At 41.6% G+C, this 24,282-nt stretch carries 24 protein-coding genes; 10 read left to right on the top strand and 14 right to left on the bottom strand.

Annotation, left to right across the window (positions count from 1 at the left end):
- Nucleotides 1-170: 170 nt before the first annotated feature.
- The 7 genes from cas2 to BUQ87_RS13905 are packed head-to-tail and all read right to left on the bottom strand — an operon-like array spanning nt 171 to nt 7,719.
- Nucleotides 171-461: a CRISPR-associated endonuclease Cas2 gene (gene cas2 / locus BUQ87_RS13935; protein ID WP_038261386.1), complete on the bottom strand. Its 291-nt coding sequence runs from the start codon at nt 459-461 to the stop codon at nt 171-173.
- A 15-nt stretch (nt 462-476) separates the two neighbouring features.
- Complete coding sequence (gene cas1c / locus BUQ87_RS13930; protein WP_038261388.1) at nt 477-1,508, bottom strand: type I-C CRISPR-associated endonuclease Cas1c; 1,032 nt, start codon at nt 1,506-1,508, stop codon at nt 477-479.
- Entirely contained in the window at nt 1,505-2,170 is a 666-nt protein-coding gene (gene cas4 / locus BUQ87_RS13925; protein ID WP_038261391.1) for a CRISPR-associated protein Cas4, read from the bottom strand. The genes cas1c and cas4 overlap by 4 nt, the downstream gene beginning before the upstream one ends.
- Before the next feature lie 2 nt (nt 2,171-2,172).
- Nucleotides 2,173-3,039, bottom strand: a complete 867-nt coding sequence (gene cas7c / locus BUQ87_RS13920) for a type I-C CRISPR-associated protein Cas7/Csd2 (RefSeq protein WP_038261394.1) — start codon at nt 3,037-3,039, stop codon at nt 2,173-2,175.
- A 24-nt stretch (nt 3,040-3,063) separates the two neighbouring features.
- On the bottom strand, nt 3,064-4,878 hold the full coding sequence (cas8c, locus tag BUQ87_RS13915; protein ID WP_038261397.1) for a type I-C CRISPR-associated protein Cas8c/Csd1: 1,815 nt from the start codon (nt 4,876-4,878) through the stop codon (nt 3,064-3,066).
- A 7-nt stretch (nt 4,879-4,885) separates the two neighbouring features.
- The gene (gene cas5c, locus BUQ87_RS13910; protein WP_038261400.1) at nt 4,886-5,536 is read right to left on the bottom strand and encodes a type I-C CRISPR-associated protein Cas5c; all 651 of its coding nucleotides are present in this window, start codon (nt 5,534-5,536) and stop codon (nt 4,886-4,888) included.
- Nucleotides 5,537-5,553: 17 nt separating this feature from the next.
- Nucleotides 5,554-7,719, bottom strand: a complete 2,166-nt coding sequence (locus BUQ87_RS13905; RefSeq protein ID WP_038261403.1) for a CRISPR-associated helicase/endonuclease Cas3 — start codon at nt 7,717-7,719, stop codon at nt 5,554-5,556.
- A 480-nt stretch (nt 7,720-8,199) separates the two neighbouring features.
- On the opposite strand from BUQ87_RS13905, the gene BUQ87_RS13900 reads away from it, so the two are divergent.
- The 6 genes from BUQ87_RS13900 (at nt 8,200) to dps (ending at nt 11,575) form a co-directional block, all read left to right on the top strand.
- Entirely contained in the window at nt 8,200-8,877 is a 678-nt protein-coding gene (locus tag BUQ87_RS13900) for a corrinoid protein (protein WP_038261405.1), read from the top strand.
- Nucleotides 8,870-9,955, top strand: coding sequence for a uroporphyrinogen decarboxylase family protein (locus tag BUQ87_RS13895; protein ID WP_242943849.1), 1,086 nt, complete (start codon nt 8,870-8,872; stop codon nt 9,953-9,955). The genes BUQ87_RS13900 and BUQ87_RS13895 overlap by 8 nt, the downstream gene beginning before the upstream one ends.
- A 124-nt stretch (nt 9,956-10,079) precedes the next feature.
- A complete protein-coding gene (locus BUQ87_RS13890; RefSeq protein WP_038261408.1) occupies nt 10,080-10,418 on the top strand; it encodes a hypothetical protein in 339 nt (112 codons plus the stop codon).
- A 233-nt stretch (nt 10,419-10,651) separates the two neighbouring features.
- On the top strand, nt 10,652-10,825 hold the full coding sequence (locus tag BUQ87_RS15620) for a hypothetical protein (RefSeq protein WP_242943852.1): 174 nt from the start codon (nt 10,652-10,654) through the stop codon (nt 10,823-10,825).
- Nucleotides 10,792-10,935 carry a 4Fe-4S binding protein gene (locus tag BUQ87_RS15875; protein WP_242943851.1) on the top strand — a complete coding sequence of 48 codons (144 nt, stop codon included), beginning with the start codon at nt 10,792-10,794 and terminating at the stop codon, nt 10,933-10,935. The genes BUQ87_RS15620 and BUQ87_RS15875 overlap by 34 nt, the downstream gene beginning before the upstream one ends.
- A gap of 88 nt (nt 10,936-11,023) precedes the next feature.
- Complete coding sequence (gene dps / locus BUQ87_RS13880; RefSeq protein ID WP_038261412.1) at nt 11,024-11,575, top strand: DNA protection during starvation protein; 552 nt, start codon at nt 11,024-11,026, stop codon at nt 11,573-11,575.
- Nucleotides 11,576-11,714: 139 nt separating this feature from the next.
- Here dps and BUQ87_RS13875 read toward each other — a convergent pair whose 3' ends face one another.
- Nucleotides 11,715-12,353, bottom strand: a complete 639-nt coding sequence (locus tag BUQ87_RS13875) for a class I SAM-dependent methyltransferase (RefSeq protein ID WP_038261415.1) — start codon at nt 12,351-12,353, stop codon at nt 11,715-11,717.
- A 254-nt stretch (nt 12,354-12,607) separates the two neighbouring features.
- On the opposite strand from BUQ87_RS13875, the gene BUQ87_RS13870 reads away from it, so the two are divergent.
- Together BUQ87_RS13870 and BUQ87_RS13865 are read left to right on the top strand one after the other, a co-directional pair.
- Entirely contained in the window at nt 12,608-13,285 is a 678-nt protein-coding gene (locus BUQ87_RS13870) for a YczE/YyaS/YitT family protein (protein ID WP_143182483.1), read from the top strand.
- Between the two features lie 21 nt (nt 13,286-13,306).
- On the top strand, nt 13,307-13,867 hold the full coding sequence (locus tag BUQ87_RS13865; RefSeq protein ID WP_242943848.1) for a ferritin family protein: 561 nt from the start codon (nt 13,307-13,309) through the stop codon (nt 13,865-13,867).
- 39 nt (nt 13,868-13,906) lie between these two features.
- On the opposite strand, the gene BUQ87_RS13860 is transcribed toward BUQ87_RS13865, so the two are convergent.
- From BUQ87_RS13860 to BUQ87_RS13850, 3 genes are read right to left on the bottom strand one after another with little or no spacing between them, the layout of a single operon-like run.
- Complete coding sequence (locus BUQ87_RS13860) at nt 13,907-15,124, bottom strand: EAL and HDOD domain-containing protein (protein WP_038261419.1); 1,218 nt, start codon at nt 15,122-15,124, stop codon at nt 13,907-13,909.
- Between the two features lie 17 nt (nt 15,125-15,141).
- On the bottom strand, nt 15,142-18,288 hold the full coding sequence (locus BUQ87_RS13855) for an AAA family ATPase (protein ID WP_052635887.1): 3,147 nt from the start codon (nt 18,286-18,288) through the stop codon (nt 15,142-15,144).
- On the bottom strand, nt 18,288-19,472 hold the full coding sequence (locus tag BUQ87_RS13850; protein WP_038261422.1) for an exonuclease SbcCD subunit D: 1,185 nt from the start codon (nt 19,470-19,472) through the stop codon (nt 18,288-18,290). The genes BUQ87_RS13855 and BUQ87_RS13850 overlap by 1 nt, the downstream gene beginning before the upstream one ends.
- A gap of 296 nt (nt 19,473-19,768) precedes the next feature.
- Between BUQ87_RS13850 and namA the strand changes: the two genes are divergently transcribed.
- Entirely contained in the window at nt 19,769-20,803 is a 1,035-nt protein-coding gene (namA, locus tag BUQ87_RS13845) for an NADPH dehydrogenase NamA (RefSeq protein ID WP_038261426.1), read from the top strand.
- Between the two features lie 159 nt (nt 20,804-20,962).
- Here the strand turns inward: namA and trhA are convergent, their stop codons facing one another.
- The 3 genes from trhA to BUQ87_RS13830 form a co-directional block, all read right to left on the bottom strand.
- Nucleotides 20,963-21,616, bottom strand: coding sequence for a PAQR family membrane homeostasis protein TrhA (gene trhA / locus BUQ87_RS13840; RefSeq protein ID WP_038261429.1), 654 nt, complete (start codon nt 21,614-21,616; stop codon nt 20,963-20,965).
- 140 nt (nt 21,617-21,756) lie between these two features.
- Entirely contained in the window at nt 21,757-22,470 is a 714-nt protein-coding gene (locus BUQ87_RS13835) for a hypothetical protein (protein WP_038261430.1), read from the bottom strand.
- A 31-nt stretch (nt 22,471-22,501) separates the two neighbouring features.
- Entirely contained in the window at nt 22,502-23,854 is a 1,353-nt protein-coding gene (locus BUQ87_RS13830; RefSeq protein ID WP_052635888.1) for a glycosyl hydrolase family 18 protein, read from the bottom strand.
- Between the two features lie 134 nt (nt 23,855-23,988).
- On the opposite strand from BUQ87_RS13830, the gene BUQ87_RS13825 reads away from it, so the two are divergent.
- Complete coding sequence (locus BUQ87_RS13825; RefSeq protein WP_038261432.1) at nt 23,989-24,276, top strand: hypothetical protein; 288 nt, start codon at nt 23,989-23,991, stop codon at nt 24,274-24,276.
- Nucleotides 24,277-24,282 lie beyond the last annotated feature (6 nt).

Here is a 24,282-nt window from a genome sequence, read left to right as displayed (position 1 = left end):
CTCTAAAAAACATTGATTTTACAATGGTTTTACAAACCATTTTCGCGAACCTCTATTTTCTGTATTATATTATTCAATTATAAAAACTCGTTGTTTCACCAAGCATAAGCCATATGCACTTTCTGCGAATGCCCCTCTGTTTAAATGTGTGCTTTATATTCGCAGCTAGCCTAAAGCATCAAAAAACCTTCTGGATCATATCCCTCTTTTGCTCCTACGTGCTCAACTCTATTCTTCCAATTTTTACCCAAGTAGTAGTATCTAATGCTATCTTTTTCCTTGTCCATTATGTTTTCCAACTTATTTCTAAGTTCTGCAAACTGCACTGGGTCCACCAAGCATTCAAACACTGAATTTTGGACTCTTTGACCATAGTTCTTACACTGCTTTGCTATATTTCTCAGCCTTTTCTGTCCCGCTGCACTTTGAGTTCTAACATCGTAAGTAATCAGCACCAACATAATATCTGCTCCTTTCTATCTGCATAAAAATGGAGGGTATCCATCCAAGTCTCCTCTTAAAAACCTGGCCATCAATAGAGCTTGAGCATATGGCAAAAGACCTACTTGGATTTTTTCACCTAAGAAAGGATGCATTATCTTGTCCTGTTTTCTTTTTTGCCATGTCAAAAGAACCTGTTTTCGGGTATCCTTATCCATAATTATACCCCCGCTTTCCTTTTTAACAAAACCCTTTTCGGTAATCTGCCTGCGGTTAATCAATGTAAGTGCAACCCGATCTGCTAGGTAGGGCCTAAGCTCTTCCATAATATCTAATGCCAAACCCGCCCTTCCAGGCCTGTCTCTGTGCAAAAATCCTACATACGGGTCAAGACCGACTGATTCAATCGCCGACTGGACATCATGAGCAAGAATAGTGTATAAAAACGATAGCAGTGCATTCATATTATCCATTGGAGGTCTGCGTGTACGTTCTTTCATATAGAAAGCTTCCTTTTGGCAAAGAATCAACTCATCAAAAGCAGAGTAATACTCCCTTGCTGCATCACCTTCCACTCCTCTAAGTTCATCTAGTCCTGAGCACCTTTCTATACGGTCGATCTTATACGTAAGTCCTTCACAAACTCTTTTCAGCTTATCCGAATCAAGCGAACTTGAATGATCCCTGATTGACCTTTTCAAAACTGTCCTGCTGTTGCCTATTTTGGCTGTTATGCAATTTCGGGCTACATCAAGAGCCTTCTCAAGATTATCCGCCTGCCTGTATTGCTCCCTTCTAAGAATTACATTCCCAGTCGTTTTGCCTGTAACCCTTGCATAAAAGTGCCCATTTTCACTTAGAAAAGATAGTCCAACATTTCGCTCTGCGCACAAAGCCATCAATGATGGACTTGCCCCCGTATACCCGAAGCATATAATTCCCTCCAAGTTATGTATGGGCATTCTGAATTTTTCTAAATTCTTCACTTTTATAACCACATTCTCGCCATCTCTTGACAAATAAGAATCCGGAGTTGTCACATAAAGTACATTCAACAGCTTTTTCATTCCTCTGCCAACCCCTTTTTTATATAGTCTTTAACCCTACACCTCTTCCCAGTTACTTTAGGCTGACACACTTCTTCCATCGAACAGGCCCTACAATATTTCTCTCTCCTTGCTTTTGGTGTCTTCTTCTCGTTAAACATGCTGTGCATTTCTTTCGATAATTTTATTACGCTAGCTCTCAAACCCTTGTCAAAATCAACCTCAGTTCTTCTTTTTATCGAATTATAAAAAATATATCCTTTTTCAATTTTCAAGCCAAGCATTTCTTCAAGGCACATAGCCTGTGCACAAAGCTGCACCTCGTCCCTTGCATCATCTTTTGGCTCTCCCCTTTTATACTCAACTGGAACGGGCATCCAAAGACCTTCTTTGTCTGAAAAACTTACTCCTTCATTCTTTGTTCTTCTAAATTCTATAACGTCTGCAATTCCATATAGTCCGATTTCACTTGACGAAACTGGGACCGATCTTGCTATTACAATATCTCCTCTTGTTTCAACTATAAACGGATCATCAGCCTTTTCATGTATATGCTTGCCTTCAATAGTTCTGACATTTTCAACCCACTGATTTTCCACATGAATAAGAGCCCATTGCCTTTTGCAAAAATAAAAGTGTTGTATCCCTGAAAGCATAAGCATTTCATCTTCACTATATTTCATTTCTAAAGCTTCTCGATTATTTTAACGCCATTTGGAACAGAACTTGAATCTATTTTAACGTTATAGTCTGAATATGCTCTTGCAGTCATATTTTCCTCTTTTTTCTTCACATCTATAAGATCAAATAATTTATGCGAAGGTGCATTTCCAAGTTCCGACTCATGTTCAAATACAATCAGCTTTCTGACAGCCATTTTTCCTCTTGACGCCGAATGGTCATGTTCGAACATATTTATTATTGCTTCCCACAAAAGCTCCAGGTCTGTTTCTGAAAAACCCGTCGTTTTCTTTGCTATATTCGCGGATATATATCCTTCGGTCTTGTAAAGTGCATACGGCACTATGTGCTTTCTTCCCATTTCATTAGTTTTGCTTTCAGCATCCTTTTCAGTTGTTACAGCCATTCTTGTTATTGTAACCTCTTGAGTAACTATAGGGTCTATGCTTCTTGCAAAGTTTATCTGGATAGGCCCTCTAACCTGGCCACAGTTGATCTTTGTAGTCATAACCGCTCCAAAAGCACGTATGTCATAGAAATTTTTGCACATGAAGTCCCTTAGTGGTTCACGGTTAGCCTTCGCCTTTTTATCATCCTTAACGTCAATTCCAAGTCCTATATACGCCGTTTCATGCTGCTTGTTAAGCACTGCGCCTTCCTTTACATATATCTTATATCCTTCGCTGTCCTCCTTTAAAATTTCTACATAATTTCTGATTTTTCTTTTTATACACACATCGGTCACAATCCCATGTCCGGTTTCCGGGTCAATTCTTGGCATATTCCCTGCATCCGGGTCTCCATTCGGATTTCCATTTTCAACATCAAAAAGTATCACAAATTCATAACGATTTTTTATCGACTCACCCATTCTTAAAACCTCCATATCTGAATTTTATTTTTTTGAATCACTTGATTTTTGGAATAGCGCCACCCTTTGATGATAATACCCCAGCACAAAAATTCCCTGCTGCTCAAGCGTCAAATGTGCTGGAAAACTGCCTATTTTGTCCATTATGGCTTCAATCTTCCTGTCTATGGAGTAGCCATACTCAGACTTAGAAACATGATGCTGTGCAAGTCTCAGCAGTATTGGAAATGAGACAGCTGGAGTTGCAGACGCTGATGAAAAATAACGATCCTTTATGGTTGCATTAATTCCCGGATTGGCATCCTGCTGCGCCTTTTCCAATACTGCAAAAAGTCTTCCCAGCAGATATTCGACATTCGTTGCATTTTCATTCAAGCTCACTGTTAAAACCTCCTCTACCTTTTTGTTATTTTGTATCCTCGCTTTTCTGGTCAAATACGCCTTTATTATCGATGCTCTTACATAGTTTATCTTTTGGATATTCTTGTCCTTATCGTCCATATCAGCCCTTATTCTCCCCATGATGGCATTGAATAGTATCGATGGGTACCCTGCTCCATTTACTATTGAACGCATGAGCGAACCCGCCAAAAGAGGGTTGACTTCTTTTTCCCTGCCTTTAGGCGATGCCGTCTCCTGTAAAAGCATCCACATAGGAATGTTATCTGTCCTTTCTTTAAAATCTTTTACAATTTCCAAATCCCTATAGTGCTGCACTGTTTTTTCTACAAAACCTCCAAAACTGTCTGCATGGAAAAATCTTATCGAAATCCTGGCTGCATTCGGCGAAAGGCCCAGTATGTAAAATTTGGTCTTCGGGTCAATATCGCTGTCGACGTCTCCGATTTTCATCCCTGCTTTCGCCCTTGAAATCACGTCTTTTACCAACACTTCAGTTTTTTCGCTCCTTCTGTATTCACTATTGCCTTTTTTCGCGCTCTTCTCTGCAAAAGGGTTGAAAAGCTCGGCTGCCAAATCCCTGTATATCTCTTCAGGACTCTCAGCCCAGAACACAGTTGTCGCATCCCCGACCTGAATCTTTTGCTTGTTGCTCGAAAGCATGTGATTTAACATCGCCGTATACGCAAAAGCTGAATATTTACCTATAGGCGAATTGTAGCTTTGCTTTTTTCCATAGGACTCATATGACAGTTCATTAAACGACACTATGGACGCCCCGCTCGACTGGGCATTTTTCACATTCTTTACATTGGGGTGTATCCTCTCTATCGGGCCGTATTCCCCCGTTATAAGGCACTGACCTACAACGTCATCTTCGCATTTTAAGATGTATTCATCCCACAGGGATTTTATCTCCCTGTCCTCGTGAATATATCCCTTATTGCCATCCAATTTAAATACTATATTGCTTCCTTCCATGATTTCCTCAACGGAGTCCAGAAGAGCAGGATGTGTTTTTGCATTTTCAATTTCCCATCTGTTTAAAAATGACAGCACAGCCTTTGCGTGGTCTCCCTCTGCATCTTTCAATATGTCTTCATGCAGCTTTTTAAATGCTTCAAAAGCTTCTATTGACCTTTTAGGCTTTCCCTTGTTATCAACTCCCATAACATATGTGCTGTTATCACACATGAAGTTCGACTTGATTCCTGCTGCTCTCACACTTTGTTCTGGCACTATCATTATCCTTGGAACCAGTCTTGTCTTTTTCCCCGACTGCACCTGCTCTTTCAGGGGAATAACATCGAGCAGTTTCCCTTGGAGTGATATATTGAACGCAAATCCAACTTTTGCACTACTATAGCCATATGGCGGCACTCCGCTTTTTTCATCTTCCGCAAGAATTTCATAATACCTTTTCAATGCATCTATAATCACCTTTTGATCACCCCTTTCTCTTAAGTTCTTCCACGTCAACAACCCCGTCTTTCATATTTGCCCTATAAAATATAGCAGCCATATCATTTTTAAAGTCTATGTCCCAGAGCATCCAGCCAAGGTCCCTCTCCCCCTTGTAAAAACTCTTTTCCACATCACCATCCACATGCTCGAATTTCACCGAAAACTCCCTGGTTCCAAAATACGGCTGATGGTAACACTTCCCCTGCCTCATCCTTCTGAGAGCTATATTGTAGTGCTTTTGCGGAGTGTCATCCTCTCCCGCTTTGTCAGTCATTTCAAAATGAGCCTCTATTATGTAGCATACATCTCTTAGCACCAAGGCCGCTCTTTGTTGCCTTATGTCCGGCGCAACCTGATACAATTCCACAGACTTTCCATCCATGGCCTTTTTAATATTCCCCTTTGGAATTTTCTGGCTGATCTCATTTCGCCTTATGTTTGTAAACTTGATTTCGTTAATCACATGAATCCTGTCCACAATCCAACGTATCGCTGGTTTCCAGTAAATAGCTTCAATTATCCCCCTTGCTGCAGACGGAGTCATAACATCATAGCTTACACGCTCCACCTTCATTTCCGGCCTTGTAAAACAGGCGTAATCACCATAGACCTTCAACTTAATCCCATATCCCATTTTTCAACCTCCTGCCTTTAAATAAATATTCCTTCTCCAGACATATCCTCAGGTATTATAAGGCCCGTATTGTCATCATATCCGTTTTTTAAGTCGTCAAGCACTGTAAATCTGTCATTAACTGTTTTCAGAGCAGTATTTTTAACCAGCATCCTGTATTCATGTTCATAAATGGACACCGTATATGGCTGCAGTTTTCTTGCCGAGCTCATTGGATAAGGGCTATACTTTGCCTCTTCCAATATCTCATTTGCCCTTGCATCATATGGTATCACAACGGACCTCATATCATTTTCAATCAGTTTGAATTTTTGGGCAGCCGTCTTAAAATCAAACTCCAGATGTCTGCCCCGTTCTTCAAAGCAGTCTATTATCCCCTTCTTATCAAAGGTTTCTTCTCCCTCTATGTCATACAGCAGTTTAAAGTAAAAATCGATCGCTTCAAGAGAAATCGGATCTTCGTATTTTCTAAAAACCATTTCAGCCACTTTTGCCGTCCTTGCAAGATACCCCTTTGATTTTGCCTCCTGAGAAGCCGGATTGAATACAAAAACCATTCCTTCTTTCATCCGTCCTTCTCTATTACATCTCCCCGCCGATTGGACAATCGAGTCTATGCCTGCCATAGCTCTGTATACAACCGGAAAGTCAACGTCAACCCCGGCTTCTATAAGCTGGGTTGAAACCACCCTGCACTGCTGCCCGCCTTCAAGCCTCCTTCTGATTTCATCAAGTGTTTCTTTTCTGTGTTCGGGACACATGAGTGTGCTCAAGTGGAAAACCTTTCCCTTCAGTAGTTTACATATCTTTTTTGCGTGTTTCCGTGTATTTACTATGCAAAGCACCTGCTCAAGCTCATTCATCTCATTTGCAAGTTCCTCATCTTCAATTTCACCCTTGCTCAAAACCCTCACCTTTTTGAAGTCTTGATAAAGTTGTCTTGGATCTTCCATTATCTCCTTAGGCGTCGCAAACTCCGGGAAAATATCATTCACTGCAGGCTGAGTGGCTGTACACAATATCGCTGTTGAGCCATAATTTTTGACAAGTTCGCAAATCGCCAAAAGACAAGGCTTTAAGTATTCCAGAGGCAGCATTTGAGCTTCGTCAAATATTATTACGCTTTTTGACATATTGTGTATTTTCCTGGATTTTGAGCTCCTGTTTGAAAAAATCGACTCGAAAAATTGAACATTAGTCGTTACTACAATCGGGATGTCCCAGTTTTCAGACGCAAGCCTTAGTTTTTCATTGAGACTTTGGATATATTCATTGTCCGAATTCTCAAATTGATAGTTGCAGTGATGTTCCAGCACATTTTCTTCTCCAAGCACATTCTTGAATACCTTTGCATTTTGCTCTATTATGCTGGTATATGGTATTACATATATTATTCTTTCAAGTCCATTCACATCGGCGTGATTGAGCCCAAATGCAAGTGAAGAATATGTTTTTCCGCCTCCTGTTGGTACTGTCAGCGAATATAGTCCAGGGGGGCTCAACGAAAACTCCATGCAGCATTTTAATATCTCTTCTCTTTTTTTATTTATTTTGCTCTCGTCACATTTAAAATTCCCCATGAACCGTTTCAATCGTCCATTCAAATTTTCAATATTCAGATTATTGCCCCTCTGATTTGCTTCATCAGACATGTACTGTTCCGTATCTATGAAATCAGCATCCACAAGGCAAGAATAAAGCATCCTTATAAAAAAAGACAGCGTAAAGCCCATAAAATTACCCAGAGGTTTAACCGGAACTGCCAGATTCTTCTCCATATCATCCAAATTAATCTCTTCTTTATATGCGCTGTAATCCGGCATATCCTTAGTTTTTCTTGAACAGAGAGTCCCTTCTGTCGACGCTTGTGAACCGTAATCTGGTAGTCCGCTGTGGTGACCTGCTATGCAATATGCCAATAGTATTCCAAGAGCGTCACCATAAAGCCTCAAAACCTCTTGCGCTCCTGCTGTGGAATGGTCAACTTTCACGCTCTTCCCCTTAAGTTTTTCCTGAAATTCTAGTGAATACTTCCCTACATCGTGCAGAAGTCCGCATATGTATCCAAAGTCTCGTGCATTAAACTTCAATGCATTACGACTTGCTATTTTAGCCGTTTGTTCCAAGTGTTCCAGCATGGTCTGCCATTGCTTTCCATCTGAAGAATGGGCAAAATATTTCATATATCACACAACTCCTATAACCTATTTTTAAATACACATGTATAAATAACGTGCTTCCCACTATACATTTCAACTCCATTTATGGAATCATTCTGCTATATTGGAATTTTTTTATAATTCATGTGTATAGTATACCTATTTTTTACATCTTTATAAATCTTTTTTTCAGTAATCTCAAATACAGTCAATCTTTTCACAGTGATCAGATTTGTATTCATTAATTGTTCATGTTTATATTATGAATGCATCCAACCCAAAATCCTGTATTTAAAAGCTCTTCAGCACATATCTCCAGTGCAGCCTGATTATGCTCGTTTTTCTTTATCAAATTTATCTATACTGTTATTTTTCATATAATATTTTTCAATTTGAACAGCAGATATTTTTGAGTTATAGTTGGTTTGTAAAAATGTGTTTTTATCCGCATTATGTGTCATGCGTTTAGTATTTTTATAAATCGATTATACGGGAGGGTACTTTATGTCTGAAATCAAATATAACTTAATAAGCGAACTGTCTGACGCCGTTGTTGAAATGGAAGAGGACCTGGTTGAAGAGCTTTCAAACAAGTACATAGACAACGGATTTGAAGCGTTCGATGCAATAAACGAGGGGCTTGCCGTAGGGATGGACAGGGCCGGAAAGCTGTACGAAGAAGAGGAATACTACATACCTGAACTTCTTATGTGTTCCGATGCAATGTACAGGGGGCTTGACGTTATTACTCCTCACCTTAGATACGATGACAGCGAGGAAAAGCTAAGGGCCGTTGTTGGAGTGGTTCAAGGAGACACTCACGACATAGGGAAGAACCTTTTCAAAATAATGCTTGAAACTGTGGGATTTGAAGTTGTAGACATGGGAAGGGATGTCCCTCCTGAGGACTTCGTTGCAAAGGCGAAGGAAATAAGCGCCTGCGTCATAGGGCTTTCAACTCTCATGACTACAACAATGAACAACATGCAAATCGTTATAGACCTTTTGAAATCGGAGGGCATAAGAGACGACGTAGTTGTAATGGTTGGCGGCGGCCCTATATCTCAAAGCTTCGCCGACAAGATAGGCGCCGACGGATACGCCCCTGAAGCCTCAAGAGCTGCAAAGCTTGCAAAAGAGATAGTTGAAAGCAAGCTAAAAAGAGGTGTTAAGAGTGCTTAAAGACCGAATGAATCCCCTTGATCGCGCAGCGGCCATGGCCAAGGGTGAAAGGGTTGACAGGATACAGTGCAATCCTAACCTTTCATGCGGTATAGCCAGAATAAACGGCAGAAAGATCTCAGAGTTCAACACAGACGCTAGAGCTCTTGCAAGCTCTGTAATTGCAACATACAAGACATTCGGCCTCGACGGTGCAAAGGTATTCACAGACCTTTTCACCCTTTCAGAGGCTATGGGCGCAAAGATGAAGTTCCCCTTGGACGACACTCCGGACCTTCTCGAACCTGCAATAACAGATGTCTCCCAGATTGATCATCTTGAACCTATAGATCCGTACAAGGACGGCAGGCTTCCCCTGCACCTTGAGTCCATGAAATATGTATATGATGAAATCGGCTTGCAGGTTCCCTGCTCGGCACTTGTAGTCGGACCTTTCACTAGCGCCTTTTTCCTGATAGGCGTAGAGCGTCTTATAAAGCTCATGCTAAAAAATCCAGAAGCAGTCCACAGGCTTTGTGAAATATCTCTGCAAAGCTGTATAAGCTTTGCGGATGCAGCCATAGAGCAGGGAATGACTCCCGGCATAGCAGAGCCAATGTCTTCATGTACTGTTGTAAGTCCAAAGCATTTCAGGGAATTTGCAAAGCCATATATCAAAAGGCTCGTTTCCCACCTCAAATCAAGGGGCAAGGGAGTTTCAATACACATATGCGGAAAGACCGAGGGGATATTTGAGGATCTTGTCGACATAGGAATAGATGCTTTCAGCATAGACAATGTTGTAGATCTTAGAACCTGCGTCGATGCCATAGGCGACAGGGTTAAAATAGCCGGAAACGTCGACCCATCAAATGTAATGTTCCTCGGAAGCCCTGAAGACGTCAGGAAAGAAACCATAAAATGCGTAAAAGCCGCTTGGGACAGTCCAAAGGGCTTTATGATAATGCCCGGATGCGGGCTTCCCGTTGAGACGCCCATCCAAAACATCCACGCAATGATGGACACGGCCCGTGAAATAGGCTGGCCTATAGATCCTGAAAAACTTGATTATCTTCTTTCAATAGATAAATACAAATAGCTTTTTCATATTAAATTCCTCCATAATAAAACAAGTGTGCAGTCTCTTTTAAATTCCAAAGAGATTGCACACTTGTTTTTTGGGGAATAAATTATAAGAATAAAACTACATTGGAGGGGTTATTATGAAAAGAGAAAAGCTTTTTGCAGACCTTGCGCAGTACTATATAGAAGATGCTCCGCCGGACAAGCATCTAATAGATGACGGCTACCTTGATGAGGATTACAATAAGACCAAGAAGGCTGAAAAATTCATAGAAGAGTTTTACAATGAAAAAAAGGACCTCATTTTATCAGCCATAGGGGGACAGGGAAGCTATCTTGAGAATCCGGCCCACGTCATGACGAGCTCGGGCCTGAAAACCGAAAGCGCATTCAATGCAATGCTTCATCTACTACACTCAAAAGGCGAGCTAAAGTGCACAAAAAACAAAGAAAACGAACCCGTGGACTACTGCGTTTGATATTGAAAATTTTTATTCATGCCACAGCTTTTTATAATGTGCAGTGCTTAAGAGTGATTTTGATATAAGGCCGATTGTGAAATTAATTGCAGTATGTAATTCAAAAAATTTGCCAAAGAATAATTAAATGAAAAAGTAAGGGGTATTTATAAAAAAATTGGAAATATAGTAACAGGGTATGGAATGGGTAAAAAAGGAATTGAACTAGCCGGAAAATAAGAGGAGGTATTATCGTGGCAAACAAGAAAATCGAAGTGGAAGTGGCCCAGGCTTACGGAAGAACCTTTGTAAGGGGAATATTCCAGAGATTAACGAGATTAGATGTCTTGGCTGCGGACATTGCGTTGCATTGTGTAAAAAGCTTGGACCTGATGTGTTGGAGATTAAAGATGGCATCGCTAAAATAGTTCGTCCAGAAAACTGCATTGGAGATGGCGCTTGCATGGTGGCTTGCCCGACAAAGGCTATTTTTATTATGAGCAAATATGATCCGGACTCTCCTCCAAGTGCAGTATAAGGTAGGTGCAAAAGTGTAGTATTCACAAACAAATAGCATTGGATATGAAGATATGATGATTTGAAATTCGAAAGGAGTGTTGTTTAAGATGGCAAGAGTTGCGAGAGAGATGGTTGAAAAATCAGGTGTTGATGTTGATAAGCTACTTGAACTACTTATAAAAAACGCATCGGCAGAGCTGACCACCTATTATTATTACACTATTCTCCGTGCCAACCTCATTGGACTCAAGGGCGAAGGCGTAAAGGAGATAGCCGAGGTTGCACGAATAGAGGACAGGAATCACTTTGAGGCGCTCGTGCCCAGGATATATGAGCTTGGTGGAAAGCTGCCAGATGACATGAAGGCATTTCACGATATATCAGCATGTCCTCCCGCGAATCTACCGGCAGATCCGACAAATGTCGAGGAAATGCTAAAGGTTTTAGTGAACGCAGAAAGATGCGCTGTCAGAGGTTACACTGAAATATGCAACATGACTGCAGGCAAGGACCACAGGACTTATGACTTGGCATTGGCAATACTCAATGAAGAAATTGAACATGAATCTTGGTTCTCTGAATTCTTAGGCGAGGGACCTTCGGGACATTTTATGAGAAGAGGAGAAACTTCTCCATTTGTTTCAAAATTCTTAAGATAAATATTGAAAACAAAGCCGCTACTTCAGTAGCGGCTTTGTTTTTTGAAATTTCGAAAACGAATTAAAATCCTTTATTGTAAATATATACAACATTCAGAACTCGATCACAATTTTCATTTTTATATAAAACGCCAGATGATCAAGGCCTTATATGCGGCTTTTTTACATTGTGTATGACTATCTTCTTGACTATGTCCTTCCATAGATTTTCCACATGTATGTCCGTAAATCCCGCAGCCCTTACATTTTCAACAGTTCTCCTGTTTATGTTGGCTCCATAAGAGGTTACTACCAATGGATTCAATATGTCCATAAGCGCCCCAACTATTCTTCCTTCGCTTCTGACGTGCTCTATCATTATTATTTTCCCTCCATCCCTGCACACTCTCATTATTTCCCTAAGCCCCTTTACAGGATCGGGTACCGAACAAAATACACACGTGGTAAATACAGTATCGAAAGTATTGTCTTCAAATTCCATATCCTGTGCGTCCATCAGCATGAGCTTGACATTTTTCCCGAGTCTTACCGCTCGATCTTCTGCCCTTTGAAGCATTTTACCGCTAAAGTCTATAGCTGTTATGTCTGCGCCTTCAGGATAGTATTCTATATTTTTACCGGTTCCAACGCCGATTTCAAGTATTTTCCCTTCAAGTTCATACATAAGCTCTTCTCTCCATCTGGAAAGGACCATTTTTTCCATGGGCTCCTCCAAAATATCATATATCCTTGCAATCCTGTCATATCTTCCCGATATCTTTTCATTAATGTCTTTCAATCTGAACCCTCCTGGCTTCTGTCTTTTTATTTTTCAGTTTGCGCTTCCCATATCACATTATATATTTGTATATTCCATATTAAACGCATTATCAATCCTTTTTAGTCGATATTTATTGACATATTATTATTTTTTGTAGTTATGCGCCTGTAAATTTGATAGAATGGAATATATAAAAATACTGTATCCAAAACAGGTTCAATGTCAACTTTTTTATTTTGCAAATTTAATTTTGCACGGAGGTTATCAATTTTATGATGAAGGATATAATAATAAGGTTTTCAAAGCTTTTATTCGGCTTATTCATATGTTCCGTAGGGATAGTCATGCTGATAAACGCCGGTCTGGGACTTGGCCCGTGGGATGTTTTCCACCAGGGCGTCTCTCTCAAAACGGGCATAACAATCGGTCAAGCCAGCATATGTACGGGATTTGTAATAGTTATATTCACAAGTTTCTTTGGTGAAAGGCTTGGTTGGGGAACACTCTTAAACACAGTCCTCATAGGGCTTTTCATGGATTTTTTGATGCTAAACAACATAATCCCTGTTGTTTCCAGCCTGCCCTTTCAAATTTTTATGATATCAGGAGGAATGTTTCTGATAGGCATAGGCAGCTACTATTATATGAGTGCAGAGCTTGGCTCTGGCCCAAGGGACGGACTCATGGTTGTCATTGCAAAAAGATCAAGCAAGTCCGTTCAGTTCATAAGAAATTCAATTGAAATTTCTGCTCTCACAGTGGGATATTTTCTTGGAGGTTTCTTCGGGATAGGCACAGTGATAATAGCCCTTACAATAGGTCATTTTGTACAGCTCGCATTCAAGCTTTTCAGATTTGACGTCAGCAAGATACACCACAGGTTCATAGACGACGACATAAGATGGATGGCCCAAAAAATAGTCGAAATTAAAAACAAAAAAGCTGCATGAACACAAGAAGGAGGAAATGAAGTGGAATCTTTCAAATGCCTTATATGCGGTATGAATGTAAATTCATCCAATATTCACATAAACAAGAATTCATTTTTAAACGGCAACAGTTTTGAGAATCTGTACTGTCCGTTTTGCGGAGCTGACAGCCCATACATTTCATCCGAAGGCGACATATTTATTCAAATAGACGAATCTCTCGACCAAGTGACCCTGGATGTTCTTGACAAGGCCATGAAGCTCGAAGTGTTCAACGGAGAATTCTATAGCGAGGCCTCAAAGCTTGCAAAAGACGAAAATACTAAAATCATGTTCGATGACCTAAGCAACATAGAGATGATGCATGCGCGAATCCACATGAAAATGGGCGGTTTTGAAAGCCTTCCAACGCTTACAAAGCCTACATATTATGAGAAGCTTTCAAGCGACGTACTCCTCATAAAAGAGGCTCATTCAAGAGAAATACACGCCGTTGCATTTTACGAAAAAAACATGGACAGCGTATGTTCCCCCAAAATAAAAGAAGTATTCAAGGTCCTTTCAGAAGTCGAAAAACAGCATATATATCTAACTTCGGAATAAAAAGGCGGCTCCTCGAAGGGGCCGCCTTTTTATTCCGGTTTAGCATTCTTCCATAATTCCGTCGCACCAAAGTATGGCCTCTATGTATGAATCGATTGCGTTCTTTTGGCTTATTCCAAGAATCTTCATATGTTCCATTGCCTGATCCCATCGGCCTCTTTCATAGGCTATTACAAACCTGTATATGTGCACAAGAGGCCCCCTGTCTTTTAAAAGCAAATCCTTTATGTCGTCGGAAATCCTCATTTCATACAGTATTTCCACAATAGGTCTGCTTAAAAGTACGTCAAGCATCGAAAACAGTCCTGCCATGAAAAGCTCCTCCTTGAGAGCCCCAAAAACAGTCCTGCTGGCTATCAGCTCTGCAAATCTCGCCCTTATGAGGGACTGCCTGACGATTTCGTCTGGCTGGTCTTTTCCAATTCCCTTGAGAGCCATTAGTATCACCCATTTTTTTATCTCCTGCTCTCCTATAGCCACAAGCGCATGGCGCACTGACCTTATTTCATTCCTGAACCCAAAATATGATGAATTTGCAAGCCTTAAAATATTGTAGTTAAGCGACAGGTCCATTCTTATGACATCTACAAGCTCATTGAAATCCATTTCGTCCCTGTTTACTTTTTCCACAAGCTTCATATAGCTTATCTTAAGGGGCGAGAGGCTCTTTGCCGAAAGTATTTCGGGCTTGCTGAAAAAAAAGCCCTGAAAAAGCGCAAATCCGAGTTTTTTTGCGTATTCAAAATCTTCAAGGGTCTCGACTTTTTCCGCGAGCAGTTTTACATTGGTGCCCTTGAACATTTTGACCGTTTCAAGTATTTCATGCCTTTCCATATTCAAAAAGTCCACTTTCACAAAATCCGCTATGTCCATAAGGGGCCTGTATTCATCCGAATATACAAAGTCGTCAAGCGCCAGCTTGTAGCCTCTTTCCTTGAGTCGAATGCATTTTTCAACTATCTGTTTGTCCGGCTTTACGTGCTCGAGTATTTCAACCACCAAAAGCTTTTGGGAGAACAGTGTTGCGACCTCGTCCTTTATGAGATTCTCAGTGAAATTTATAAATGCCGGTTTGCCCCCTGTGAGCTTTTTTATTCCGAAATTCTGAAATGTGTCTATTATCACCTTCGAAGTGGCTTCATCTTGCTTTATAATATTTCCAGCCCTGTTGGCCATGCTGCTTCTATAAAATATTTCGTATGCATAGACCTTCTGTTTCCTGTCAAATATAGGCTGCCTGGCCAAGAATGTATACATATATTCACATCTCCAATCTACATCACTAAAAATTCAGTGGTGCTTCCGCTGCTTGTGGAATATACCTCAAGTCTTGCATCTATTCTCTCCTTTAGCTCTGGAACATGGGATATTATTCCGACCAGCCTTCCTGATTTTTGAAGGTCTATAAGGCAGCCTATGGCGCTATCCAGCGATTCGGGGTCGAGAGTTCCAAATCCCTCGTCTATAAACATTGTATCGAGCCTCACACCGCCGCAGTGCGACTGGACTACATCTGAAAGCCCCAGCGCCATCGAGAGCGAAGCCTTGAAGCTTTCACCGCCTGAAAGCGTCTTTACATGCCTTGCCTTGCCTGTATAATTGTCAAATACCTTCAGCTCAAGTCCGCTTTGCTTGTTTTTCCGCTCAAGCTCCTCTGTTCTGAGCAGTTCATACCTTCCCGAGCTCATCTTTTTAAGCCTTGAATTCGCAGCGCTGAGTATGTCCTCTAAAAACGCCGCAAGCACATATCTTTCAAAAGTCATCTGCTTTGAATTCTTCCCATTTGCTATTTTTGCAATCTGTGCTACAAGTCCGTATCTTTTTTCGCGCTGTCCTATGATTTTCATTCTTGAGTCTATGTCCCCGAGTATCCCCCTGTTTTTGGATGATCTCTTTTCAACCATGCTCATTTTTTTCATTATTTCTTCCTGCTCTTGGCTCTGCCCTTTTTTGTTTTTTTTCATTTCATCGATGTTTGCAATGGCTGTTCCCGCAGTTTCGCGTTTTAAGTTTTCAATCTGCTTTTTTAAAGTATACACATTTTGTCTATATTCTTCAGCCTGTTTTTTATATCTTTCAATCTGCTTTTTTTCAAGCTTTGAATCAACATATTCATTGTATCCTTCAAAACCCGCTTCATTTGCTCCGGATTTAAATTCCTCTTTTGCCTTTTCAACTATATTTTTCAGCTTCTCGCTGTCCTTTTCAAGCTGCACTTTCAATGATTCAAGGGATGCCCTTTTGCCCATTGCATTTTCAAGATCCTTCCTGATATTTTCAAGGTCCTCCCTTTCACGGTCTCTTTGCCTTTCCCTACTGCTTATCAGCTTCTCAAGCGCTTCATATTCCCTTATTTCTTCCGGCACCTCTTTGTATATCTGATCCAGCAATGTAACGCTCTTTTGATGATGCGCCTTTTTCTCTTCAAGGGTTTTTGCCGTTTTTTCGGCTTCCTCTTCAAGCAGCCCTATTTTTTTTGTGTTTTCATCTATTTTTTCAATATGGGCCTTTGCAGCCCTGCCTAGCTTTTCAAGCTCCTCAATCTCTTTTTCAATTGCTTCGGCTGCCTTCCCGCTTTTTCCATACTCCAGCCTTGCCATTTGTAGCACTGAATCCCTATCCGTTTTTGAAGCTTCATATTTGAATGCATCGTTGAACCTTTCATAAAGCTCTCCCTCTTTTTGCTCGACTTTTTGTGCACTTTTTATGTGCTGCTTTTCCAGCTCGCTCTTTTCCCTTCTTGATTTTTCCAAACTTTCTGCGGCCTTTTCAACATCCTCGCTAGAAGGAGCGTCGTCTGAAAACTGGGCGAGCTTTTCATGGTGAGTCGATCCGCATACCGGGCAGGGCTTTCCAGGCATAAGGTCCCTCGCAAGGTAGGCTGCCTGGTTCATATTGTATTTTCGGGTCATTTCGTCCAGCTTTTGAGCTTTTTTGTCGTATGCTTCATTTGCGCTCTTTAATAGTTTTTCGTCTTCCAACGACTCTTTTTCCGCCCCTTGCAGCTGCTCGTAAACATGAATGACTCTTTTTAGCTTTTCCATTACATCCTTTATTCCGGAAAGCTTTGCAAATGTCTTTTCAAGCTCTATCTGGGCATCTTTTGATCTGTCTCTTTCAGCTCCAATTCCCAGTACTTCTTCCCTCAGCTTTTTAACTTCCAGCTTTTGCGATTCCCCTTGCTTCTGGAGAAGCAAGCATTCCCCTCCAAGCTCATTTGCAGAAGTTTCCAGCCCTTTTATTCCTCTTACCTTGTCCAGGTAGCCTCTCAACTTTAATATTTCATCCGACAGAGACTGCATTTTAATCTGGGCCTCCTGTGAAGTCGCCTCCATGTATCTTATTTGCAGTTTGTCATGCAGCTCAACAGCCGCATTTAGATCAACGGCCGCATTTGCAAAGGCTCTACTTTTTTCATCGAGCTCTTTTTTCCTATCCATGTAATTCTCCTCGAACACGGCCACCATAAGAGCGCTTTCACCTCTTTGTGCCCTGACATGGATGTCATCCATGTCGCTTTGCCTTTTTAGCTCTTCCTCCAGCGTCTTTTTCGCCGTTTCAAGCTCTTCCAGCTTCCTGTTTGTCTCCCTCGCCTTTTGCATTTCTTCTATTGTCCTGTCTATCAATTCTCTTTTGAGCTCCATTTCCTTTTTGAGCTCCTTCAAAAGATTTCCATCTGCTGTTATTGTCTTTTCAAGTGCTATGCTTATCTCCTCTATGTTTTTGTCCTCTTGTTCTATTAGGCTGCCTATGTCTTCATGTTCTCCGCAATCTATGCCGTTTATAAACGCATCCACAACAGATCTTTCCTTCTCTATTTCAGTTCCCAGCTTCTTCGCCCTTGCCTGGAGCTCGTTTTGGATCATCCTGTATATTCCCGTATCGAATATCTTCTGGAGAACAGATTCCCTTTCCTGGCTGTTTTCTGTAAGAAGCCTTCTGAAATCTCCCTGAGGTATCATCATTATCTGCCTGAACTGCTCTGCGTTTATGCCCATTAAAGACTCAATTTTGTCGTTTACGTCCTTTATTCCTGTTACGACCTTCTTCTCGCCTTCGCTAAGCACTAGAAGCTCCGCACTTGCCCCGTGCTCCGTATATCCGTCTCCTCTGGTCTTCGGCTTCATCTGCCTAGGAGTTCTCGATATATGGTATATTGTCCCGCGCAGTTCAAATTCAAGCTCCACCTGGGTGAGCAGCTTTTCGTCTGCAAACTGGCTTCTGAGGCTTTCAGCGCTTCTTTCATTCCCGCTGGTCTCTCCGTACATTGCAAAGCTTATTGCATCAAATATGGTCGTCTTCCCCGAGCCTGTGGGTCCGCTCACCAGGAAAAGGTTCTTTCCTTCAAGTTTCCTAAAATCTATGCTCTCTTCATTTGCATAGGGCCCAAAGGCCCTCATCACAAGCTTTATGGGCCTCATTACAAGCGCCTCCCTTCAATGTCCATCGCCTGGGTTATTTCAACAAGCTCATCTCTCTTTTCATGGTCAAACGGTTTGCCTGATATGTTCTCGTAAAATTCACAAAAAAGCTCTATGGGATCCCTCTTCACAAACTCATCCGCAGCGGAGCTTCTGTCCTCCCCTGCCTCTCTTTCAATTCCTTCCATCTCTATTTTCAGTATGTTTGGATATACGGCCCTTAGCTTTCCTATGGCGTCGTAAACCTCCTGCCTGTCCGTAAGAACCGCCATTATATAGTCATCTACATTGCCAAGCGAATATATCTCGCTTTTTATAAGGTCTTCAAGCCTTCCCTTTATTACTCTCATGTCCCTCAGAGGCTCCATGTCTGCGAAGCTTACGGATGTCTCCCCTTTTTCTTCCATTTCAATGCAGGTCACCGATTTTTTGTGCATGTGCTCTGAAAACGAGTATTTCATTATGGAGCCCGAATACCTTATGTTTTCAAACTTTACCCTTTGTGCCCTGTGAAGGTGCCCAAGCGCAACATAGTCGAAGCCTTCAAAATACGAAACATCCACGTGCTCACTTCCGCCTATCGAAAGAGGCCTTTCCGAATCGCTTGTCAGAGCCTCTTCTTCCTTGCCGTCTCCACTTGTATACGTTACAAATCCATGTCCTACAAATACATTCCTCTCATTCTTGTCCATGCTTTCATATATCGCCTGGGTTACAGCCTTCATGGCGTCATCGTGGCTTTTAATATCCTCCCTGTCAAAATACGACCTCACAACCGCCGGCTCAGCATATGGAACCACATAAAAGTTCACCCTTCCATGCTCGTCCTCGAGGCTTACTGGATTTGTGATATTTTCAAATCTGCCCCTCATGTAAAGCCCTTTGTCCACTAATATGCTGCTTGCAAAATTTATCCTGTCAGGGCTGTCGTGGTTGCCCGCAGCCGCTATTACCTTTACTCCAAGCTTTTTTAGCATTCCAGACAAGACCTCGTCCAAAAGCTCCACGGCCTCAACGGGCGGTATCGACCTGTCATATATGTCCCCTGCTATGATCACTACATCGGGCTTCTCCCTTTCCAGTATGTCCATGAACCTTTCCATTATGTATCTTTGGTCGTCAGTCATGTGTATATTGTGCACTATCTTGCCTATATGCCAGTCTCCCGTGTGGATTATCTTCATGCTCTGCTCTCCTCGATAAGTTTGGTTTTATTACTCATGGTATAATTCGACACTCCCATAAGTATTCTCATTTGTATAACATAATTATAACAGAATATTCCGCGTTAAGCCCGCATAAAGCCATATAATCCGGAGTATTTTACATCCCATATAATACAAACACCTGATTATTCTTTTAGTATTTGGAAATAATATTAATTGGGCATGCGTGTAATCATTTGCCTGTCTTTCACCCTAAGTTCCATGTGAGTTTCACAAGTTCAACCGCATATATACTATAATATGGAGGTATTTTCATGAAAAGACTTTTCGATTCAATATCCATAAAAAATATGGACATAAGAAACAGGATAATGATGGCCCCGATGTGCATGTACAGCGCTGATGAAAACGGCTATGCAAAAGACTGGCATTCTCTTCATTATGGAACAAGGGCTGTAGGCGGAGTTGGGCTAATAATGCTCGAGGCCACTGCGGTCGAGAAGAGAGGGCGGATATCGTCAAGAGACCTTGGTATATGGGACGATTCCCACGTGAAGGGGCTTTCGAAAATAGTTCAAAATGTAAAAAGTCATGGCGCCAAGATAGGAGTTCAGCTTGCCCACGCAGGCAGGAAATGCGTAGTAAAGGGGGAAGACATAATATCGGCCAGCCCGGTTTCATTCGATACCAAAGACACTGACTACCACGCCCCAAGGGAAATGGATGAAAGTGACATAGAAGATGTCATAAGCTCATTTGCAAAAGCTGCCGAAAGGGCGCATGCTGCCGGGTTTGACATAATAGAGATACATGCGGCGCACGGCTATTTGATAAACCAGTTCATGTCTCCTGTTACAAACATGAGGTCCGACAATTACGGTGGCGATATGGTCAGGCGATCAAATTTCCTGTACAAAATAGTAAGGGCAGTGAGGAAGTCATGGCCCGATGAAAAGCCTATATGCCTCAGGGTATCTGCAAGCGACTACGACAAATGTGGAAACAATCCCTACGACGTTGCGCAGATGATAAACATTGTAAAATGCGAGGGGATTGACATAGTTAATGTGAGCTCTGGAGGAGTAACCCCGGCTCCGGTCCAGTCTTATGAAGGCTATCAGCTGAAATTCGCCGAAACAATAAAAGCCATCACAGAGCTTCCTGTGATAGCCGGGGGCCTTATAATTCAGCCTTCAATGGCTGACGAGGCCATTAGAAACAAAAGAGCTGACATGATATTCCTCGGAAGAGAGCTTCTTAGGAATCCCTACTGGCCCATTCAGGCTTCAGAAAAATTGAAATCTGAAATAGAATACTGGCCTTATCAGTACGAAAGGGCAAAGAGATAAAAATCATTCGAATATTAAACAGCCTGCTTTGAATATCAAGAATATAAAAAACCCGAAAGTCCATCATTTTGACTTTCGGGTTTTGCCATTTCTTTGTAACCTCGCATGCTGTTTACCGCAGTTTTCATTCAGTGGCAAATCCACTTAAAAGCATATTTTTCATGCAAGGTATATGAATATGCCCAAAAAGTGGAGCACGCTTCCTGCAAGCACAAACAAATGCCATATCGCATGGTTGTAAGGTATTTTCTTTATTGCATAAAACACGGTACCTACAGTGTACACTATCCCTCCCGCAAGCAGCCACATGAAAAAACCAATCGGCACGTTTTCAATCATTGGCTTTACAGCTATTACAACAATCCATCCCATAACTATATATAACGCTATTGAAAATGCCTTGTATTTGTCAATTTTTTTATATGTAAAAACTTTGAAAAGTATGCCTAGAATAGCTATTGCCCATACTCCCGACAGTATTCCTATCCTCCAGTACCCCTTCATGGAAAGCAGTGCGACAGGGGTATACGTCCCTGCTATAAAAAGATATATCGAGGAATGGTCGAATATCCTGAGTATCCTCTTTGCCTTTTCATTTTTGAAGCTGTGGTATAGAGTTGAAGCCAGATAAAGTGATATTGAGCATATACCGTATATGCTAAAGCCCACTATTGATATTGCCCTTCTTTGCAATATTGCATACACAAGAAGCATAGTGAGAGCCACAATACTGAAAATCACTCCAACTCCGTGTGTTATGCTGTTTGCAATTTCTTCCTTAAACGAATATCTCCTGCTTAGTAGTTCGCCCATAATTCAGCCGTCCTTTCAAAAAAACAGTCAACATGGAGCCAGGCAGAAGTTGTATTTTCTTCCAACTACTGCCTATGCCCATATTATAGCATAAAAGATATTGTTTCGATATCATGTAATGCTTCCGCCAATATTTATTTTTAGCTTGCCGGATGTTCCCCGAATTCTTTATTTAGAATGTCCTCTATCTCGCCTTCAGGAACCTCTATCTGGATGAACTCTTCTGCGCTGTCGTCAAGAGGCATGTAGAAGAACACTATGCTGCCGTTGTCAAAATAAACCCTTATACCTTCTGCCTCGAATTCCATATTTTTTGACTCCTTTAGCTTTTGTGCAAGCACTTTCCTCATGCTCTCGTCGTCTTTCACGAGATTATCATATGTTATCTCGTTTGATGTTCCAACGTCTATGTTCACGCTTTTCATTATGTTTACGGTTCTTCCTAGACCTCTTGGCTCCGCTGTCCCCTTAAACACAATGCTGAGCACATCCGAATCCATCCTCTTTATGTTGTAGTCTATTTGCGCGCTCGAATAGCTGTCCTTGTCGGCATACATTTTCACAGCATTTTCAAGACTCTGGTTTATATAGTCCTGAGTAAGCTCTCCCTTGTAGTCCTGCATTTTAGGGTAGTACACCCTGCTGTCAGATCCGCCGTCTGCAATATCCAGCTCCATCCTTTCAATAGCATATCCCGATTTCGTAGAATCCGAAGAATATCCATCATCCTGAACCTGCTCCTGCTGATTGGCGTTTGCATCTTCATTTGGCGCTTCCTCCTTGGCGCATCCAGCAGTAATCATAATCCCAAGCGCCCCTGCCAAGGCCAATAGTCCCAATTTTTTAAATTTCATAATATTTTCCTCCTAATGTTTTCATTACATTCTATTTTTCGCCATAGAGCCCTTCAACCACATGCTTCCATGTGCTCTCGTCCTCATATCCAAGCCTCCATGCTGAAACCCCGGCAAGGCCGAGCTCTTTTACAATCTCCATCCTCTTTTTTATGGCCGTCTCATCTTCAAGCCATATCTTGGTAAGGCTTCCGTCGCCATTTTCATATACGGCAATATTTTGTCCCGAAGCCTCGTCGAGCGCCACCTGCATGTTCTTTTCCTTAAGCATGTTGTTTTGAATCCTTATGGCATGGGCTTTAGAAGACGCCCTTCCCTCGTTTCCGTAGTCTAAGGCACTTACATATTTCGAATGTACATATGCCTCGCTTCCATTGTAGTTTATACTGTACCACTTTGAACTCCCCGCTATTTCCTCTCCATCCACGCTTCCAAGCAGCTTGTAGAACGTCCCTTTCTTCACACTTGCCAGCTTTTCACCGTCCGTCGAAGGAGCCTTTCTTACATTTACAAAGGCGTTTGTCACTTCTACGCCCTGACCTTCTACCACTCTCCAAGTCCTCGTGTAAAAAGGTATTCCAAGCACCAATTTTTCAGGCGGAACCTCTTCAAGAGTGCTTTCAATATTTCCCTTAACCCATCCTATAGAAGATACTGAGCCCGCAACCTTGCTTCCAGACCAGTGTTCGTCATATCCCATCAGTATTATATAGTCGCACATTTTCGAAAGCTCCGCCCTGTCGTAGTACGATGAAAGGCTGTAAGAGTCGTATCCCGTCACATCAACGCTTATCACCTTGCCGCTTTCCTTTAGCTTCTGAGAAAGTATGCTCACAAACCGTGTAAACCCTTCCCTGTTTTTTCTTCCGTCTCCTTCAAAGTCCACATTCACTCCGTCTATGCCCTTTGCATCCACATCTTCAACTATAGTATCTATTATGCTGTTCATCTTGTCTTCATTTTCAAATATAAGCCTGCTTCTAGTAGGTGAAAAGCCGTCCGAGAGCATGGCCCAGACCTTATACCCGTTTTTATGAGCCAGATTCACATACTCGCTGTCAGAGGTTATCTTGAGCCTCACTCCGTCAATATCGCTCTTGCTCCCTTCTATCTTGTACCATAGGGGGGCCACCGTATTGTATCCCGACTCGGCTGATTTCTCCGAAACAAACTTCTTGTCTGCAAGGTAGTCCCATCCCATTATTACGTGCTCATATTCTGTCTCTTTTTTGCCGAATTCAAAATCCTTCACCTTGCTCCATATTCCAAACAGTCCTGCTGTTACAACGCAGCCTATTAGAATACCCATTAGTATTCCCTTTTTCTTGTCGCCCGTGATGTCATTCTCCTCCCTTTCTTTTCCTATTTCATAATATTTTATCACATATGCCCCTTAAACTCCCCTGATTTAATCTAAATTTAATCTACATGGCTTTTCCTCTGGATTTTTTGGGTAATAATCCAAAAAGCCTAAAATATAAAGCCATGTAGATTGTTCAATTTGGAAGGGGTGTTTTTATGGATGCAAATGTAAAAAAGATTCAAGACATTCACGGGGATTACATCGAAATAGAAAAAGACGGCAAGACAATGAGGTTTGGCTATGAAATCGCAGAAGACGGCGAGATAATGGACAGGCGGGTAATGCTTGCAAACGAGCACGCAATTGACTTTGTATCTGAAAATATTGAAAAGTTCGACTGGGATGACATACTATGCCTTCACGGGACAGATGCCAAGAAAATGGTCGAAAAGAGGCTAAATGAGCTGGGATTTGAGGAAACTGTATATTTCATAAAAAAATAAAATTTC

Origin of the sequence: Peptoclostridium litorale DSM 5388, from assembly GCF_900141635.1 — a bacterium.
GTDB classification, from domain to species: Bacteria; Bacillota; Clostridia; order Peptostreptococcales; family Peptostreptococcaceae; genus Peptoclostridium; species Peptoclostridium litorale.
The sequence above is the reverse complement of the archived record's forward strand: the minus strand, read 5'-3'. Positions and strand labels throughout refer to the sequence as shown.

Excerpts from the sequence above, each read along its gene's own strand:
- cas2 (WP_038261386.1), bottom strand. The coding sequence starts at position 461 with ATGTTGGTGCTGATTACTTACGATGTTAGAACTCAAAGTGCAGCGGGA.
- BUQ87_RS13870 (WP_143182483.1), top strand. The coding sequence starts at position 12,608 with ATGATGAAGGATATAATAATAAGGTTTTCAAAGCTTTTATTCGGCTTA.
- BUQ87_RS13835 (WP_038261430.1), bottom strand. The coding sequence starts at position 22,470 with ATGAAATTTAAAAAATTGGGACTATTGGCCTTGGCAGGGGCGCTTGGG.
- BUQ87_RS13825 (WP_038261432.1), top strand. The coding sequence starts at position 23,989 with ATGGATGCAAATGTAAAAAAGATTCAAGACATTCACGGGGATTACATC.
- BUQ87_RS13855 (WP_052635887.1), bottom strand. The coding sequence starts at position 18,288 with ATGAGGCCCATAAAGCTTGTGATGAGGGCCTTTGGGCCCTATGCAAAT.
- BUQ87_RS13900 (WP_038261405.1), top strand. The coding sequence starts at position 8,200 with ATGTCTGAAATCAAATATAACTTAATAAGCGAACTGTCTGACGCCGTT.
- cas1c (WP_038261388.1), bottom strand. The coding sequence starts at position 1,508 with ATGAAAAAGCTGTTGAATGTACTTTATGTGACAACTCCGGATTCTTAT.
- BUQ87_RS13890 (WP_038261408.1), top strand. The coding sequence starts at position 10,080 with ATGAAAAGAGAAAAGCTTTTTGCAGACCTTGCGCAGTACTATATAGAA.
- dps (WP_038261412.1), top strand. The coding sequence starts at position 11,024 with ATGGCAAGAGTTGCGAGAGAGATGGTTGAAAAATCAGGTGTTGATGTT.
- BUQ87_RS13905 (WP_038261403.1), bottom strand. The coding sequence starts at position 7,719 with ATGAAATATTTTGCCCATTCTTCAGATGGAAAGCAATGGCAGACCATG.
- BUQ87_RS13860 (WP_038261419.1), bottom strand. The coding sequence starts at position 15,124 with ATGTATACATTCTTGGCCAGGCAGCCTATATTTGACAGGAAACAGAAG.
- trhA (WP_038261429.1), bottom strand. The coding sequence starts at position 21,616 with ATGGGCGAACTACTAAGCAGGAGATATTCGTTTAAGGAAGAAATTGCA.
- BUQ87_RS13850 (WP_038261422.1), bottom strand. The coding sequence starts at position 19,472 with ATGAAGATAATCCACACGGGAGACTGGCATATAGGCAAGATAGTGCAC.
- cas4 (WP_038261391.1), bottom strand. The coding sequence starts at position 2,170 with ATGAAATATAGTGAAGATGAAATGCTTATGCTTTCAGGGATACAACAC.
- cas7c (WP_038261394.1), bottom strand. The coding sequence starts at position 3,039 with ATGGGTGAGTCGATAAAAAATCGTTATGAATTTGTGATACTTTTTGAT.
- cas5c (WP_038261400.1), bottom strand. The coding sequence starts at position 5,536 with ATGGGATATGGGATTAAGTTGAAGGTCTATGGTGATTACGCCTGTTTT.
- namA (WP_038261426.1), top strand. The coding sequence starts at position 19,769 with ATGAAAAGACTTTTCGATTCAATATCCATAAAAAATATGGACATAAGA.